Annotated in this window: 14 protein-coding genes; 5 read left to right on the top strand and 9 right to left on the bottom strand. The window is 45.3% G+C overall.

Going from position 1 to position 15530, the window contains the following annotated elements; genetic code table 11:
* The first annotated feature begins 3 nt into the window (after positions 1 to 3).
* Positions 4 to 201: a hypothetical protein gene (locus Q3W13_RS08925; RefSeq protein ID WP_302863049.1), complete on the top strand. Its 198-nt coding sequence runs from the start codon at positions 4 to 6 to the stop codon at positions 199 to 201.
* Entirely contained in the window at positions 194 to 622 is a 429-nt protein-coding gene (locus Q3W13_RS08920) for a putative toxin-antitoxin system toxin component, PIN family (RefSeq protein WP_302863047.1), read from the top strand. Before Q3W13_RS08925 ends, Q3W13_RS08920 begins: the two co-directional genes overlap by 8 nt.
* Before the next feature lie 20 nt (positions 623 to 642).
* Here the strand turns inward: Q3W13_RS08920 and Q3W13_RS08915 are convergent, their stop codons facing one another.
* Positions 643 to 1278, bottom strand: coding sequence for a (4Fe-4S)-binding protein (locus tag Q3W13_RS08915; protein WP_302863045.1), 636 nt, complete (start codon positions 1276 to 1278; stop codon positions 643 to 645).
* Between the two features lie 51 nt (positions 1279 to 1329).
* Entirely contained in the window at positions 1330 to 1617 is a 288-nt protein-coding gene (locus Q3W13_RS08910) for a GNAT family N-acetyltransferase (protein WP_302863043.1), read from the bottom strand.
* Between the two features lie 169 nt (positions 1618 to 1786).
* On the opposite strand from Q3W13_RS08910, the gene Q3W13_RS08905 reads away from it, so the two are divergent.
* A complete protein-coding gene (locus Q3W13_RS08905) occupies positions 1787 to 3187 on the top strand; it encodes an ATP-binding protein (protein ID WP_302863042.1) in 1401 nt (466 codons plus the stop codon).
* A gap of 51 nt (positions 3188 to 3238) precedes the next feature.
* On the opposite strand, the gene Q3W13_RS08900 is transcribed toward Q3W13_RS08905, so the two are convergent.
* From Q3W13_RS08900 to Q3W13_RS08875, 6 genes are all read right to left on the bottom strand, one after another.
* Positions 3239 to 4234, bottom strand: coding sequence for a PorP/SprF family type IX secretion system membrane protein (locus tag Q3W13_RS08900; RefSeq protein WP_302863040.1), 996 nt, complete (start codon positions 4232 to 4234; stop codon positions 3239 to 3241).
* On the bottom strand, positions 4231 to 8238 hold the full coding sequence (locus Q3W13_RS08895) for a gliding motility-associated C-terminal domain-containing protein (RefSeq protein ID WP_302863038.1): 4008 nt from the start codon (positions 8236 to 8238) through the stop codon (positions 4231 to 4233). Before Q3W13_RS08895 ends, Q3W13_RS08900 begins: the two co-directional genes overlap by 4 nt.
* A 206-nt stretch (positions 8239 to 8444) precedes the next feature.
* On the bottom strand, positions 8445 to 9092 hold the full coding sequence (locus Q3W13_RS08890) for an FkbM family methyltransferase (protein WP_302863037.1): 648 nt from the start codon (positions 9090 to 9092) through the stop codon (positions 8445 to 8447).
* Positions 9089 to 10411, bottom strand: coding sequence for a flippase (locus Q3W13_RS08885; RefSeq protein ID WP_302863034.1), 1323 nt, complete (start codon positions 10409 to 10411; stop codon positions 9089 to 9091). The genes Q3W13_RS08890 and Q3W13_RS08885 overlap by 4 nt, the downstream gene beginning before the upstream one ends.
* Before the next feature lie 172 nt (positions 10412 to 10583).
* Complete coding sequence (typA, locus tag Q3W13_RS08880; protein WP_302863032.1) at positions 10584 to 12395, bottom strand: translational GTPase TypA; 1812 nt, start codon at positions 12393 to 12395, stop codon at positions 10584 to 10586.
* A gap of 205 nt (positions 12396 to 12600) precedes the next feature.
* Complete coding sequence (locus Q3W13_RS08875) at positions 12601 to 12738, bottom strand: hypothetical protein (protein ID WP_302863030.1); 138 nt, start codon at positions 12736 to 12738, stop codon at positions 12601 to 12603.
* 181 nt (positions 12739 to 12919) lie between these two features.
* On the opposite strand from Q3W13_RS08875, the gene Q3W13_RS08870 reads away from it, so the two are divergent.
* Entirely contained in the window at positions 12920 to 13447 is a 528-nt protein-coding gene (locus Q3W13_RS08870) for a hypothetical protein (RefSeq protein ID WP_302863028.1), read from the top strand.
* 63 nt (positions 13448 to 13510) lie between these two features.
* Positions 13511 to 15265, top strand: coding sequence for a DUF885 domain-containing protein (locus Q3W13_RS08865; protein ID WP_302863026.1), 1755 nt, complete (start codon positions 13511 to 13513; stop codon positions 15263 to 15265).
* Positions 15266 to 15310: 45 nt separating this feature from the next.
* Here the strand turns inward: Q3W13_RS08865 and Q3W13_RS08860 are convergent, their stop codons facing one another.
* Complete coding sequence (locus Q3W13_RS08860; protein ID WP_302863025.1) at positions 15311 to 15433, bottom strand: hypothetical protein; 123 nt, start codon at positions 15431 to 15433, stop codon at positions 15311 to 15313.
* Between the last annotated feature and the right edge of the window lie 97 nt (positions 15434 to 15530).

Here is a 15530-nt window from a genome sequence, read left to right as displayed (position 1 = left end):
ACTATGCAAAGCCAAAAACTAAGCTCGTTACAGTTGGAATTATTGAAAGTATATTCCTTTCAGCCAAAGGAAGAAGACTTACTCGCCATAAAAAAAATGCTCGCAGACTATTTTTCTGATAAACTTTTAAATAATATCCGAAAATCGGTTGCAGACAAAAGCATTACTCAGGAAGACTTGGATAGTTGGATTAATGAATAACCTCCGCTTTGTCATAGATACCAATATCTTCCTTGTTTCCCTCGCTCAGGGCTTTAGTTATCACTGGATATATCAATCGATTTTATTAAATAAATTTGATATTGTAATTTCAAACGAAATCTTAACCGAGTATCAGGAACAAATAACCAAACGATACGGGCTTGAATTTGCAGACGCATCCTTAGACTATTTACTGTTGCTTCCTAATGTTATCCTTAAAAATCCTGACTTTTTATGGCAGTTAGTGGAGAATGATAAAGACGACAACAAATTTATTGACTGTTACATAGCTAGTCAGTCAGATTACATTATCAGTAATGACAAACATATCCATCAGATTAAAACAAATATTTTCCCCCAGGTTTCGGTATTGAAATACGATGAGTTTGAAGCTATGTTCAAAGAAAATTTTATCTTTTAATTATTAAAATAAACTGGTCACTACTCTTTCCCCATCCTCAACGCTCCCGTCGGGCATCTTCCCACCTGCGCCGCAATTTCCTCGCTGGTTGCGCCGCCCATATTTACCCATGGCTTATTAGCGGGATTAAAAACGCCCGGCAGTTGCGTAGCACAACGTGCTGCATGTTTGCAGAGCTCCGGTCGCCATTCAACAGTAACTTCGCCGTTGGTGTAGCGATGCGTCTGGGGCAAGTCCTCGTTAGTATAAGCGAAAGTACGTATTTGTATTTCACCCTCTAATATTTTCGATACAGGGCAAACTTTGGCGATGTGCGTCAGTTTTTCGCGCTGTTCACCAGTTACCGGCGAAATGAAATTCAGGTCGCGGTCGATCACAGTGACTTTCTTATCTCCGTCCTGCTTAAAAAATATGTTCACTGCAACAGCAATTTGCGGAATGTCCCAGCCTTTACGGTCGATGTACATGCGCAAGGTAGCCAGTGTACAGCATCCCAGCGAAGACAACAACAAAGTATAAGGGTCCGGCCCCGAATCTTTTCCGCCCGTAAATTCCGGCTCGTCCGAAACAAACTGCCCGTTGCGCCAGGTAACGGTACACTTATACTTCTCCGTACCTATGCTTGCTGCAACCGGCTCTGTTAATATGTATTCCATTTTAAGTTAGATTTTTCACAATGGACTATTCACTATGGTCTATGGCCCTCTTTAAAAAAGCACATCAGCATACGCTGGTGTTATCGAAAATATCTTTTTAGCATACGGGCAGTAAGGCAAAATTTTCATCTTGTGCTCACGCGCGAAATCTACGCCGGCTTTTACCAGTTTTTTACCAAGGCCTTTGCCGGCATACTCATCATTTACTTCCGTATGATCGATAATAAATTTGTCCGGGCCTGAAAATATGTAATGCATCAAAGCGATCTCCTTACCTTCGTCTTCAATAAAAAAGGCGCCCCGCTTGCCGTCATTTTTGTTTTGTACAGTGTAGCTCATATATAGTCGCGATAGCGTTATAATGTCATAAAATTACGATATTTCTGCAGGAGATTACCTGTAACAGCGCGGGCATTAGCTTTTTTAGCTGGAATATTTTACATTCGGGCTTTACAACTAAGCTCCGAGGGATATCTTCGGGCCCGTCTCAAACCGCTGATTAACTGAAATGGAAGCTGCTACCCTTACCACCTTAAAGACTTTTGAGAACCTGAAAGGCGTTCCCGACGAACAGCTGCGGTGGCTTATCAATATCTGCGAAGACCGCGTAATACCCGAAGGTACACTGATCAGTAAGCCGGGCGACACAATGACCGGCCCTAATTTCATCTTGTCCGGGCAGATTGCTGTTTACATAGTTTTAAACGGCGCCAAGCGGGAATTGGGCATCTTCGGGGAAGGTGTCATTACGGGGTACCTGCCTTATTCAAGAGGAAGAGTTTCTAATGTATATCTGAAGGCAAAAAGCGATACGCATGTACTGTCGTACCCTACGGAAAGAATCAGGGAAATGATAAGCAGCCAGTTTGAGCTTACCCAGGCGCTGGTGCATGTAATGAGCAACCGGGTGAGGGAATTCACGGCTTTTCAGCAGCAGAATGAGAAAATGATGGCCCTCGGTAAACTTTCGGCCGGGCTTACGCATGAGCTCAATAACCCTGCCTCGGCCATCGTGCGCGACTCAGTTTCACTGAGGGAACACCTGCGGCTTGAGCCCGAAACCTTTAAAAAGCTCACCGCGATACAAATGGACGCAGCCCAGGTGGACGCCGTTAATGATGCGCTTTTTAAAATATTGTCTGAAACCGAGCGACCAAAGCTTACCCTTAAGGAACGAACGAAACGCGAAGAAGAACTAAGCGACTGGCTGGATGACAATGATATAGAGGATGGTTATGATATGGTGGAAAGCTTTGTAGATTTTAACTTTACAGTGGCTGACCTTGAAAACTTTGCCGGCCATATCCCCAAACGTTTTTTGCCGCCGGTATTCGGCTGGATAAATACGGTACTGGTGACCGAAAAAATGGTGGAAGATATCCAGGAATCGGCCCGGAGGATTGCAGACCTGGTTAAATCTGTAAAAACATTCACCCACATGGACCGCGGCGCCGATAAGCAATATGCCGATATACATATCGGTATCCGTAACACCCTGACCATGCTGGGCTACCGCAAAAAGAAAGGGAATATTACTGTAATAGAGGACTTTGATCTTAATCTTCCGCCGGTAAAAGCCTTGATCGGCGAGCTTAACCAGGTTTGGACCAACCTTATTGATAATGCTTTTGATGCGATGGAGGCTAACGGCAAGGGTACGTTAACCATCAAAACCGAAAGAGACAAAGATTTTGTGCAGGTTAGCGTTATTGACGACGGCCCCGGCATCCCCGACGATATCAAATCAAGGGTATTCGACCCGTTTTTTACCACCAAAGAAATGGGAAAAGGTACGGGCATGGGGCTTGAGGTGACCCAACGGATCGTAAACCAGCACAGAGGGTCCATCAAAATAAAATCAGAACCGGGGCATACGGAATTTATAGTCTGCTTCCCGATAAACGGATAACCGAAGAATTTAAAGTTGCTTATTTTCGCTTTCCCATCTACCAGCTATATACTATAGGGTGGGTATATCTATTGCCGGGTTTACATGATGCTTAAACACGTAGGATACCGACAGTTCCAGTCCGCCCTGGCTGTTAGTAGCCGTCCGTAGAGCCGAGGTATTAACGTCGTAACTAAGGCCTACTACCATTCCTTTTATGCGGAAACCCACATCGCCCACCACGGCATCACCGGCACGCAACATACCGCCGAGTATCAAACTGTTGTTATCTTCAAATTTCATTTCGGTATAAAGGCCGAGCGCCTTTACTGTATTGCTTTGCTGTTGTATGTACAGCAGGTGTGGCGTCATGTAAAAATTGAAGCCGGCTTTGAACCTGACACCTCCATGCAGGGTAAAACGCATCGGTAGCTTGCTGGTGAAAGCGCCTGCGGTGAAAGGGTCCTGCGGCGATGTAAGATGCGACACACTCACGCCGCCAAAGAATTTGGTATCGTTAAACGGATTGCCGTCGAAATAAAAAATTCCGGCGCTGGCATCGAATACAGTGGCACTGGTTGTCGAAAAATTTTCGAACGATGGCGCTGTGGGATCGAAACCGATCATGGAGTTAAACTGGTCGTCAAATTGCAGTTTATTCGGATCAAAACTCCGGTTGATCAATCCCGCCTGAACGCCAAAATGCAACTCGCTCAGGCCATCGGCCGAAACCGGAATACCATATCCGTATGATGCATACGCTGTAAAATAGTTATACCCGGCTGTCCCTGCAGCCTGGTTAAGTATATTGATGCCCAGGCCCATCCTTTCGCTTGCCCGAAAATCAGCCGACAGGGCTGTGGTTTTATATCCACCGGGAATACCCGTCCATTGGTTTTTGGCATTTGCATTCAGGCGGGAGTCGCCATCAATAACGCCGGTGAGAGCCGGGTTAAGCCAGAGCGGATTAGCATAATACTGCGAAAAATGGGGATCGATTTGCGCATGGGCTGCGCTTATTATCGCCAGGTTTAATATAACCGATATATAGATGATTATCTTTTTCAACGTAATAATGTAATCGTTCCTTTTTTGGTTACCGGTTGCCCGTCATTCATAATTGCTTCTAAATAATATACGTAAACGCCAACGGGCTGCAATTTTCCTTTATAAGTGCCGTCCCATCCTTTTTGAGGGCTCAGCGATTGGAAAAGCATATTCCCCCATTGATCATACACAGAAAACTTAAGGCTTTTTATATTATCGTTATGCACATATACTATATCATTCTTTCCATCGCCATTAGGGGTAAAGGCATTGGCAACGAAAATTTTATCCAAGTTCGGCTCGGCGGCAACACCGGTTAACGGGTTGGAGCCGGCACTGGTCTCGCAGGATGTATTGCCCAAAGCACGTACAACAACTGTAACTTTTTGTCCAACCTGTAAGCCGGTAACCGTATGGCTTGTGCCATCAGCGCCGGTACTTGGATCGGTAAACGTAACCCCGTTATCAATACTTACCTGGTAAGCTATTGCGCCATCTACCGGTACCCAGGTGAAGGTAAGATCGGGTGCAGCAGCAGCAGTTACGTGAACTACCGGGGCAGGCAATGGTGTTAGCATTTGTACTTTGGCCTCAGCGCGCGTTGCCGAAATACAGCCGCTTACGGTATTCACAGCTTCGGCATAGTAAGAGGTGCCAATATTTAAAACAGGCGTTGTAAATGTGCTGCCGGTACCTATTGGCGTCCCTCCCGTTGATACATTATACCAGTTAATAACTTCGTCAGGATCAGGGTTATTAGCCGTTAATACTGCTACTGTGCCGGGGCAAATGCCTGCGCCCTGTGCTGTTGCCACCGGCAGCGGATAAACCGTTATCACCGCGCTGGCCCGGCTTGCGGAAATACAGCCCGAACTGTTAGTTGCCTCAACATAATAAATAGCCTTACCGGTTAACGCGGGTGTGGTAAACTCCGGCCCGGTGGAAAGTGAAGTGCCGCCGGTTAGTGCCGTGTACCATTTATAAGTGATGCCGTTTTGCGGGTTATCTACTTTTAAGCTTACAGGCGACCCTTTACAACCCGTGGGGGCAGCATCCGCCAAAACAGGCACCTGCGGCAACGGATTTACAGTTACATCCACAGTAGCGAGCTGCGGGCTTGTGCAAGTGCCATTTGAAGCCTCTGCATAAAAAGTTTGATTCCCGGTTAATGGCGCAGTTTTAAAAACAGGCCCCTGGAACAGTAAATTATCCCTTGTTGGGGTATCGTACCAATTGTAAGTAAGCGAAGCGTCAGGCGAGGCTATAGTTAATGTCGCCTGTTCACCAGCGCAAATTGGCGTAGCGGGATTTATGGCTATGTTCGGCGGGCTATCAATAATGGTGAGCTTGACAACCTGCATGCTGGGTATTTGAGTTGTACATGGCCCGGAAGTTACTACCCGGCGATATTCGGTGGTTTCAGTGATAGGATCCGGATCATAGTCGGGCTGGGTTCCATTTCCCGGAACATTCGACCATGTTACGCCATTATCGGTGGACAATTGCCACTGGTATTGGATAGATGAAGGACCATCTCCTCCCTGCACCAGGCTGCCAATAATGGTAGCGGGATCAACGCTGGTACAAAATGTGGTGATCAGCGGTGCGTTAATCGTATTGCTGCCGGCAACTACCGGAGGGGTAATATGTATCTCAACCGGCGTACTGATGAGCGGAGTTGTACAGATTAATCCCTTCACTACACGGCGATAAAAGGTTGTAGTCGTTAAGTTTGGAGGGTCAAAGTCCCTTCCGGTTTCCCCGTTTATATCAGTAAAATGTGCATCAACGTTGTCAGGCGACTGCTGCCATTGGTATTGAGGCGAGCCATCGCCGCCGGCAGGCACGCTTCCTGTTATAGTTGTTGCATCGCCGGTCTGGCAAAATGATGTAGTGCCTGTGGTAGTTATATTATTTTCAGCCCACGCTTTATATACGGTAATCTTCACAGCTGTGCTCACCGAAGTGCCGTTACATGCGCCGGATGAAACCACCCGTTGGAACCATATATCTTCGGTAAGAGAAGGCGAATCGTAGTTGGGTGATGTTGCGCCATTGATGGGCTGATAATTTACGCCATCGGTTGAGCTTTGCCAGGTATAAGTGAACGTGCCATTACCCCCATCAGGCGGATCGCCGGCAATGGTGAATGCGCCGGTAGATACACAAAACACGGTGTTAGCAGCGTGAATATTATTTGCAGTTATGGCAGGCGTAACAGTAATCATTACCGGAGCGCTTGGCGTTGGCGGCGAGCAGCTGCCCGAAGAAACCCAGCGACGGAAATAAGTAGTGAGGCTTACAGGCGGCGGATCGTAATTTTGCTGGTTGGCACCGCTTATGGATAGATAAGTATTACCATCGGTAGAAGACTCCCAAAAATAAACCGGCGTACCATCCCCGCCTGTAACCGGGCTGCCCTTTATTACGGTTGGATCGCCGGTAGCGCAAAAAGATGTTGTACCAGTTGGCGTGATGGTATTGGAAGAGAGCGGTGGCTGTACAGTAAACTTAACCGGGCTGCTTATTAGCGGAGTTGTACAACTGCCTGATTTAACTGTACGGCGATAGTAAATGTTTGATGTAATTTGCGGCGGATCAAAGTTTTGACCATTTTCTCCGCCTATTGGCTGATATGTGCCTCCATCGGGTGATGATTCCCACTGATATACCGGCGTACCATCCCCGCCAGTAGTTGCGTCGCCTGTAATTCTGGCCGGCGTGCCCGGACCGCAAAAAACAGTTGGGCCTGTTGTCATTATGTTGTTGCCAGACAAGCCCGTTTGTATGGTAATCGTAATAACATTATCACTTGGTACAGGCGTTGTGCATTTACCCGATGCCGCCATACGCCGGAAATAAGTAGTTTGACTGACAGATGGGCTAAAATAGTCTTGATGTTGGGCTGCGGTGCCAGCAATATCAGTAAAGTTTACGCCATCGGTGCAGCTTTGCCACTGGTATGAAAAAGAAGCGGCGGTACCAGCGCCTCCCGACGGAATATTTCCTTGCAGACTCAGGGCACCCGACTGACTGCAAAAAGTAACGGTTCCAGGCTGAAATAAGTGATTGTTAGTTATGGCGCTTTGAATAGTTATGGTAACTGTATTGCTTGTTTTAGGTGCAGTACATGTGCCGGAGGTGGTGATCCTTCTAAAGCTCGTAGTAGTATTAATATCCCCTGGTGTATAATCCGGCCCTGTCGCGGAGTTTATATCAGTAAAAGGACCGCCGTTTATCGAGCTTTGCCATTGAAACGTATAAGTACCAATCCCGCCAGTCGGAGTATCGCCTGTAATAGTTCCGGGATTGCCGCTTACGCAAAAAGTGGAATTAGCCGGGGAAGGTTGTGTAATGCTATAATTGGAAATGCCTGTTGAAGGGTTTACGGTTATATCATAATAAGAGTCATACGTAGTACCCACCGTCGTTATCGAGCGCCTGAATGTATATACTTTGGGTAGAGTTGTTGTATTCGAAAGGTTCGCCGTTTGGTAATCGGGAGCTGAGTTATTTCCCGGCGCGGTAACCCAGATACCAGCGCTATTCAGCATTTGCCATAGTAACGTAGCTCCCGGCGTAGGGCCATCGCTCGGAATATGAATGGATGTCCCGGGGCAAATAGCCGGGAGCGTATGCGCAGGATATATATTTACTGTATAATACGTAACTCCGTCAACTACGTAATGCACTGGCACAGGCCCTGAAAAATCCTGAGGCAAACTGGGGTCGGGTGATGCTGTTGAACCAATTTGATCAAAACCAATAGCAGGTACTGTTGACGTAACAACTACATTGGCGTGTACGTTTATTGAGATAGAATGATCTGTTTCATTAATTATTTCGGCAGCTATTTGCTGTGGTATTTTAAAAGATATGATATGCCCTGGAGCTGACTTTTGTGAAAGTTGTTTAGAAATATGCCTTACACCCTTTACCGGTTTTAGCGAAATAACACCAGCATAAACCCATATCGACAAAAAAAGGAGCGGCAGTAATAAATAGCGGGTACCTTTTTTAATCATTCTAATACGGGCGGTTTCGGGTATATTTGTTCAATAGTTATTAAATTATTCACTTAAAATAGTACGGGGCGGACAATGAATTTGTTACATATTTTCGTAGTCCGATACTTTTTTAAAAGAGAATAAATAAAGATATATATTTTCACCAAAGAAGAGGAAAATTGCTTAAGGATAGTGATTTATCTATAACCGGGAACGGGCGTTGCTTAAATATCCAGGCAGTTATCCGCCCTGTAAAAAACCGATGTCGATTTGCGGTAGAATAATCCGGGCGAAATGCCGCTGAATGATAACTCTTTATAACCCGCTTTCTTTAAAAAAGTGATGCCTTCCTGGTAAAACTCCCGTTCAGAATCGTCTAACACAATAACACCATTGTCAGACACGGCGTTTACCGCTTGTTTGCAGCAGTTTACCCGGTCGCGTCCGTCCACTATCAGTATATCAAATTTTTCTTCCAGCTTTACCGGCATCCGGCAATAATCGCCATCGCGCACCAGCTCGCAAAAAATCATTTCGGCGTTTTCCGGTTTTTTGCTCACGATCATATCATACCAGTTCTTGTCATGCTCTACCGAAACCACCAAACCCGCATATTTTGCATAAAAGAAGGTTGAATTACCGGATCCGAACTCAAATACCGAATGACTTTTCTTGATGCGTTCCTTTATAAAATCGATAAACGGGTAAGTAACCCAGGGAATAGGATTGCCATCAGCGTCCACAGGAGTTTTATTGTCGTAGGCGTTAAACCAGCCTATTTCATCCAGGTAGCCCTTATCATTAAATGAAAGCAATGTTTTCAGCCTTTTTGGGCTTGCGAATACTTTATACAGTAATTTGAGTTTACTCATTTCTTAATGATTTTCTGAATCAGCGAAATTAGGAATAATGATTTTAACATCATTACACCCTGTTTGCTTACTTTGGGTATTAATAATATTACAAATGTCGCACTGGCATACGCGACCAGGGTAGAAACTGCGGCGCCCATCATCCCCATGCCGGGTATTAATAATAAGTTGAGGCCGATGTTTACTACAGCCCCGAAACCAGTTCGGATGAAGGTTAATTTGCTGTAGTTTTCAGCGATAAGGTACTGACTGCTGGCAGCGCCCAAAAACACAAATACCCCTGACCAGATATGCACCGATAACGCAGGCGCCGAGTAATAATACTCCGGCTTGAAAGGTAATATACGATAAATAAGGGGCGATGTAAATGTCACTATCACAGCGATCGGCAAGCTGATGTACACCATTAAATCGTACAGGTTTTGAATACGTTTATTGTACCGCCCGATATCATCACGCCTGGCATTCAGTATAGCCGGAAATAGCGTAGTAACGATAACCGAAGGGATAAAATTCCAAACCTCGCTCAAATTAGCAACTGTCGCATAAGCGCCTGCTTCTTTAGGGCCCGAAATATTTTGTACCATAAGGGCATCTATCTTCATGTAAAGCGATACCATGATGCCCGAAATAATGAGCGGCCACGAATACTTTAATAGTTTTGCCGCAAGTTTGCCGTTAAAAGACCAATTGAAAACACTCCGTTGTTTGCGCTGGTATGTATAAAAGTATCCGATTGAAAGCAGGGCAAAGTCGGCGGTGTAAGCATATACAAACCAAACAAGCGGCATTTTTAAATATATCAGCAACATTTTAATAGCAGCGGATACAAGATTGCCTGCTATTTGTACTTGCATGATGTATTTTGATTGTACCTGGCTTTGAAAGTAGGAATCGATAACGTTAAACGCTTGAATTACGCCGATGGTGGACAATATCAGCACGAAGTGATAAGGCGTAGCCTTTGCGGGATACACAAGATATGCCAGGTATATTAAAGGGATACATGAAAACCCGGCAAAAACCTTCATCCAAAATGAGGTTCCTAAAATCTCGTCCCGGTTCTCAGGAAACTGGTGGAGTTCTTTAACGATAAATTGGTCGAGACCCAGCGTGGCAATTGCAGAAAAAAAATAAATATAAACAGTGCCTCCGTTTAAGATACCGTTATTCTCGCGGTGCAGGTAGTTCGCTACTGCAATACCCACAAACATTTTTATCGCCAGGCTGCCGATCCGGCCGACAAACATCATCCCAGTATTTTTAAAATACTTTTCGAGTGCCTGCTGATCAAAACCTGGAATGGTGGGGAAACGCATAGTTGAGAAACAAAGGTATTGTTTTGTTGACTAAGTTGAATAGGGATTTAGTACATTGAGCTAAAACACCATACAACTAAAAAGCACCCGGAGAAACCCAGATGCTTTATATTGTCAGTTAATTTTCTAACACAATCAACCACTCACTTAATCAACCCAATCAACTTACCAATTACTGATTCACAAACCTCTTCGCGTTTATCTTACGCTCATTTTCGGTAAGATATATTTTACGCAAACGAATGTTTTGCGGTGTCACCTCGATGTACTCATCAGCCTGGATATACTCCATCGATTCTTCCAGCGAAAATTTGATAGCCGGTGCAATGCGTACGTTATCATCACTGCCTGATGCACGCATGTTGGTCAGCTGCTTGCCTTTTACCACGTTAATCACCAAATCGTTATCGCGGATATGCTCGCCTAATACCTGGCCTTCATAAATATCAACACCAGGGTCGACAAAGAAACGTCCCCTGTCCTGCAGTTTGTCGATAGAGTAGGCCGTAGTCTGACCTTTTTCCATTGATACTAACACTCCGCTTGAGCGGCCGGGGATAGTACCCTTCCATGGCTCATAAGCTTTAAAGCGGTGCGCCATAATTGCCTCACCGGCAGTTGCAGTCAGCACATTGTTACGCAGGCCAATGATACCGCGCGACGGGATTTCAAACTCCAGGTGTTGGAGGTCGCCTTTAGGTTCCATTACCAGCAGGTCGCCTTTACGTTGGGTAACCAGCTCGATAACCTTACCGGCCACATCGCCAGGTACATCAACAATCAGGGTCTCAACCGGCTCACATTTTACGCCGTCAATTTCTTTTATAATTACCTGCGGCTGACCGACCTGCAGCTCATAACCTTCGCGGCGCATGGTCTCAATCAACACTGATAAGTGAAGGATACCGCGGCCATATACCAGGTATGAATCAGGCGACTCGGTTTCAACAACTTTCAGCGCCAGGTTTTTCTCCATCTCTTTGTAAAGACGGTCGCGCAGGTGGCGCGAGGTTACAAATTTGCCTTCCTTACCAAAGAACGGTGATGTGTTAATGGTGAACAGCATGTTCATGGTAGGCTCATCAATTTTGATGACTTCCAGCTGTTCCGGATTTTCAAAATCGGCAATGGTATCGCCAATGTCAAAACCTTCAATGCCCACAACCGCACAAATATCACCCGAACGTACTTCGGTAGCTTTTACCTTACCAAGGCCTTCGAATGTATAAAGTTCTTTTATTCTTGATTTTTGAATTTTGCCATCACGCTTAACCAGCGATACCGGCTGATTTTCCCTGATCACCCCACGTGCCACACGGCCGATAGCGATACGTCCTACAAACGAAGAATAATCAAGCGAAGTGATCTGCATCTGCAATGTACCCTCGTTTTCAGGCGCCGCAGGAATATTTTCCAGGATAGCGTCCATCAATGGGAAAATGTTATCGGTAGGAACTTTCCAGTCGGTGCTCATCCAGCCTTGTTTTGATGAGCCGTAGATAACCGGGAAGTCCAGCTGCTCTTCGGTAGCTTCAAGGTTAAAGAACAACTCGAATATCTGCTCGTAAACTTCTTCCGGGCGGCAGTTTTCTTTGTCAACCTTGTTTACAACCACAATAGGCTTTAAACCGAGGGCTAATGCTTTTTGGGTTACAAAGCGGGTTTGGGGCATAGCGCCTTCAAATGCATCGCAAAGCAATAAAACGCCGTCAGCCATTTTAAGAACGCGCTCCACCTCACCGCCAAAGTCGGCGTGACCGGGGGTATCGATGATGTTGATCTTAACATCTTTGTAACGTACCGAAACGTTCTTTGAAACGATGGTGATGCCACGCTCACGTTCCAGGTCATTATTGTCCAATATCAACTCGCCGGTTATTTCGTTGTCGCGAAAAATGGAACAACTGTGTAATATCTTGTCAACCAGTGTAGTTTTACCGTGGTCTACGTGAGCGATAATCGCTATATTTCTTATTTTTTGCATGAAAATGCGCCTCTGAATTTTGCGCAAAGGTACGGTTATTTAATCAATTTTTCAATAGGTAACAAGTTGTTGAAAGAATGATGATTCAGAGTTAACATGGGTAGGTAATGATCTTCTAATCGTGGTGACCTACAGGTAAAAAAAGAACCCCGGCTTACGCCAGGGTCCAATCTAACACACACACGCACCTATCTAAAAACTATTGTTAATAATGATCGTAATGATTATAACGGTAGTGATGATAATGATGGGGATGGCCGTATCCCTCGCGTACCACACATCCTGAACCTATAGTTGCTATAGCGCTTAACAGCAGCGCAAATGCTAATATTTTCTTCTTCATGCCTTTGGTTTTGTTATTCCGCCTTAATTGGCTCGTATAATTATTTGACGGCCGCCGAGGCAAAAGGATTAACCGCACGGGGATATTTCTTCCAAAGCGAAATGTGTTGATATCACCAAAGGTTAAAAACACGCCCAAAGGGGCTGTTAATGTTTATATTTGATAAACAAACCAACCCGGCATGAAAAAAACGTCTGCTACCATCCTCGCTATATTTTTTGCAATGTTAGGCTTCAATGCGTCTGCACAGATTACTACCAAATACGGAGATAACGTATCAACTCTCGACGGCATTATCAAAGCTTTTTATGATGTAGTAAGCGTTAAAAAGGGCGGCAAAGTCTACTTTGAGCGCGACAGCCTGCTGCATTGGAAAGATGTAAGGGTAGGTGGTGTGAGCGTTAACAAGAACGGTAAACCGGCAATCGGGTTCGTGACGCTCAAAAGGTTCCACGAACTGTCAGACCCGTATGCTGAAAAGGATGGCTTTGATGAGAAGGAAATAGCACGCAAGGTTGAAAAATTTGGTGCGATATATCATGTATGGAGTACTTATGAATCACGAAACGAACCAGGAGGACCTGTAATAGAGCGGGGCATTAACAGCATCCAGCTTTTTAATGATGGCACGCGGTTCTGGATATTGGGCTGGTTTTATGATGGCGAACGTAAAGATAATCCTATACCGGCGGAGTACCTGGGGCATTAAACGCGGTGTTATCCTTTAACATGCAAATCTGTTATCTTAGCATTATTATACCTGTGATTAATTATGAAGAAGTTATTATTATTTATACCCCTCGTACTGTTTTTTAGCTGCGAACAAAAAACAAAAACTACCGCCACTGCCGTTTCTGGCGATGAAGCTTTTGAAAAACTGGCAGACAATTACATTAGCGGCTACCTGACCTGGCGTCCTGCTACCGGAGTAGCCCTGGGTTATCACCAGTATGATGGAAAGGTGACTAACCTCGGCAAGGAGTCGTTAGGAAAAGAGCTTGGACGCTTAAAAGATTTCGACCAGCAATTAGCTGCCACGGATACTACTTCGCTCAGCCCGAAGGAGTTTTATGATTACCGTATACTGCGCTCGGCCATAAAGCTGGAGATATTTAACTTTGAGGATATGGGCACCTATGACCGCAATCCGATGACTTATGCGGGCGCGGTCGACGTAAGTATCTACATCAAGCGCGATTTCGCCCCGCTTCAGGACAGGCTGAAATCGATCATCGCTATTGAGAAAAACGCCCCTAATGTTTTTGCGGCGGCAAAAGAGAACCTGAAAGACACGCTGGCTAAACCTTATGTGGAAACTGCCATTGAAATTGCCCATGGCTCAGCTGATTTCCTGGGTGGCGATTTAAAGCTTGCTCTTAAGGATATTAAGAACGATTCGCTGATGAAGGAATTTAACGTGGTTAACAAATCGGCGATTGCTGCCATAAATGACTACGCAACCTGGCTTCAGAAACAAAAACTGCCAAAAGCGGGCAACAAATATGCTATCGGCAAAGCCAGCTACCAAAAAATGCTGCTTTACAACGAGGATATAACCCTTGCCCCCGAAAAAATACTGGAGATTGGTTTAAATGAGCTCAAAAAGGAACAGGCTGTGTTCAATGCCGCTGCAAAAACCATCAACCCGAACAAAAAACCGATTGATGTTTACCACGACCTGCAAGAAGAGCATCCAACCGCAGAAAACCTGATACCCGAAGTCCGTAAAAACGTAGATGCTATCCGTAAATTCCTTACAGATAAAAGCATTTTATCGATGCCGGGTACAGTAAATTTAAAAGTTACCGAAACACCACAGTTCGCCCGGGCCACCAGCACCGCATCAAACGACGACCCCGGACCATTTGAAACCAAAGCAACTGAAGCCTTTTATTATATTACTCCGGTCGACCAAAAATGGACGGCCAAACAGAAGGAAGACTGGCTTCGGCAGTTTGATTATTATACTACCGATAATATTACTATCCACGAAGCTTATCCGGGCCATTACGCGCAATTCCTGCATCTGAACGAATCGGCCGCAACACGTATCGAAAAAATGTTCGGCAGCTATGCTTTTGTGGAGGGATGGGCGCATTATTGCGAAAAGATGATGGCCGATGCCGGTTATGGACACAATGGCGATACGGTAAGAGCGGCTAAATACAGGCTTGCCCAGTCTGGCGATGCGCTGTTGCGTTTGTGCAGGCTGTGCGTGTCTATAAAAACGCATTGCCAGGGGATGAACTTAAAAGATGCTACAAAATTCTTCATGGATAACTGGTACCAGGGCGAGAAGCCATCATACCAGGAAGCCCTGCGTGGCACCTTCGATCCGGGCTACCTGTTTTATACCCTTGGTAAACTTGAAATCCTGAAGCTACGCACAGATTATGAAAAACAGGAAGGAGCCAATTTCTCTCTTCGCAAATTTCATGACGAAATGCTAAGCCACGGTATGCCGCAAATCAGGTTGCTGCGCGAAGTGATGCTGAAGGATAAAAAGATTTGGACCGATGTGTTATGATGATTTCACCGATTTTGACCAATGATCGGTGAAATCCTCAATAAATTAGTGTGCCGGTGCACCCGGAGGGGCTGGCGGTGGTTTTAAATGGCGCGGCGGCGCGCAACTTGTACTTAACGCGGCATACATAGCCGTAAGCAGCATAATGGTTATAACTTTCTTTTTCATGGTAGTGATTTTTTATAATAAACTACCTGCCTGCTGTAATTGTTTTATTCGGGTGATTTCACATACCTATAAACGCCGGATTCTTTCAATCACCAAC

The organism is Mucilaginibacter sp. L3T2-6 (assembly GCF_030519355.1).
Classification (GTDB): Bacteria; Bacteroidota; Bacteroidia; order Sphingobacteriales; family Sphingobacteriaceae; genus Mucilaginibacter.
The sequence above is the reverse complement of the archived record's forward strand: the minus strand, read 5'-3'. Positions and strand labels throughout refer to the sequence as shown.

Bases quoted from the DNA above. Each gene is read 5' to 3' on its own strand.
- Q3W13_RS08885 (WP_302863034.1), bottom strand. From the start codon at position 10,411: ATGCGTTTCCCCACCATTCCAGGTTTTGATCAGCAGGCACTCGAAAAG.
- typA (WP_302863032.1), bottom strand. From the start codon at position 12,395: ATGCAAAAAATAAGAAATATAGCGATTATCGCTCACGTAGACCACGGT.
- Q3W13_RS08895 (WP_302863038.1), bottom strand. From the start codon at position 8,238: ATGATTAAAAAAGGTACCCGCTATTTATTACTGCCGCTCCTTTTTTTG.
- Q3W13_RS08860 (WP_302863025.1), bottom strand. From the start codon at position 15,433: ATGAAAAAGAAAGTTATAACCATTATGCTGCTTACGGCTATGTATGCC.
- Q3W13_RS08905 (WP_302863042.1), top strand. From the start codon at position 1,787: ATGGAAGCTGCTACCCTTACCACCTTAAAGACTTTTGAGAACCTGAAA.
- Q3W13_RS08865 (WP_302863026.1), top strand. From the start codon at position 13,511: ATGAAGAAGTTATTATTATTTATACCCCTCGTACTGTTTTTTAGCTGC.
- Q3W13_RS08875 (WP_302863030.1), bottom strand. From the start codon at position 12,738: ATGAAGAAGAAAATATTAGCATTTGCGCTGCTGTTAAGCGCTATAGCA.
- Q3W13_RS08925 (WP_302863049.1), top strand. From the start codon at position 4: ATGCAAAGCCAAAAACTAAGCTCGTTACAGTTGGAATTATTGAAAGTA.
- Q3W13_RS08920 (WP_302863047.1), top strand. From the start codon at position 194: ATGAATAACCTCCGCTTTGTCATAGATACCAATATCTTCCTTGTTTCC.
- Q3W13_RS08870 (WP_302863028.1), top strand. From the start codon at position 12,920: ATGAAAAAAACGTCTGCTACCATCCTCGCTATATTTTTTGCAATGTTA.
- Q3W13_RS08910 (WP_302863043.1), bottom strand. From the start codon at position 1,617: ATGAGCTACACTGTACAAAACAAAAATGACGGCAAGCGGGGCGCCTTT.
- Q3W13_RS08890 (WP_302863037.1), bottom strand. From the start codon at position 9,092: ATGAGTAAACTCAAATTACTGTATAAAGTATTCGCAAGCCCAAAAAGG.
- Q3W13_RS08915 (WP_302863045.1), bottom strand. From the start codon at position 1,278: ATGGAATACATATTAACAGAGCCGGTTGCAGCAAGCATAGGTACGGAG.